The following is a 1,317-nucleotide window of genomic DNA, read 5'->3' as shown; positions in this document are numbered from 1 at the left end:
CGATGACCAGACCGAAGCCCAGCCACCTATTATTTGGCACTGACTTTTAGCACGCTGTTGAGTTCTCAAGAAACGGTGTCGCACCATTTTCCACCCTTGCGGGCTTCCTTCGGAGCAACCCTTCTAACTTACCAGGCTCGGAGAGTTTGTCAACTTCCGTCCCTGTTTGCTCATTTTCGTACCCTTTCGGGCCGTTTCAGAGCAACCCCGCTAATCTACCAGCACTGTCCGGAGTGTCAAACTCCGTCCCGTTCTGTCTGTTTCGGACGTGGCAAGCCACGCCTGTTCCAGGCGGTTCGAGTGGGTTCCTCAGCCGTTCGGCCGCCCCTCGGTGTGACCCTTGTGGCGTCCCGCGCTCGGCGAGGCGAAGAGAAACATATGCCCGGCCGCACCGAACGTCAAACCAAGACTCGGTGGTATCTCCGGCGGGCCGAAACGGCCCGCCGGAGGGGGTCAGAAGGGCCAGTCCGCCGACCTTCCCGCTTCCAGGGTGGAGATCATCGAGAAGGCGTGGTCGGACAGCCCGCCGAAGGTGTGGCGGTTGAGCCGGCCCGAGGGGCCATGGCCGTGGCGGTACCCGGCGAGGTTCCAGGTGTAGACCGGGATCTTCGCCGGGACGTGCGACGCCGGGTCCGTCCCGTCGGCACCGGCCCACACCTGCTCGTCCGTCACGATGACGACCCGGTCGTGGTTCCGGTAATGGGCGCGGACGGCCGCGGCGGTCTCGGTTCCGCCGAGATCACCGAACCGCTCCACCACCTTCAGCACGGATTCGCCCCTGGTGAACGGGACCACCGCGTGCGCGCTGCCGAACTGGACGAGGTCCGCGTGCTCCGCCCGCAGCGCCAGTGCTGAGCCGAACACGGCGGCGGTGTCCGCGAACGTCAGTTCCGAACGTTCGGACGTCGCCCAGAACATCGATCCCGACCGGTCGACCAGCACCAGCGTCCGCCCCGGCAGCGCCGGCACCTCGGCGAGCGACGCGTTCAACGCCTGCTCCAGCGCCCACGCCCAGCGCAGCGACGGCACCGACCGGTACGCCGACAGATACCGCATCGGCAGGACGCGCTCCCCGCCGTCCCGTGCCGCGATCCGCGCGGCGACCGGCGCCACGACCTCGTCCGGAACACCCGCCTTGTCGAGATTGCGAAGGTTGCGGAGGGTCGCCAGATGGCCCAGGGACGGCAGGAGCGCCGTCCAGGCCCGTGCGTCGAGCGGGCCCTGGAGCCAGCCGGCGACCGACTCCCACGTCATGCCCGCCGCGCGCAGGTGCGCCTGGGCGTCCGGCAGGTCGAGCAGCGCGCGCCGTTCGGCGAC

Annotated in this window: 1 pseudogene; it reads right to left on the bottom strand. The window is 68.0% G+C overall.

The features are described from left to right. Positions 1–453: 453 nt before the first annotated feature. A pseudogene (locus ACYVE7_RS34180) lies at positions 454–1,317 on the bottom strand (TROVE domain-containing protein); the annotation flags it as partial.

The sequence above is a fragment of the Actinocorallia lasiicapitis genome (assembly GCF_054778695.1).
Note: the sequence above shows the minus strand (reverse complement) of the source record. Positions and strands in the feature narration are given on the sequence as shown.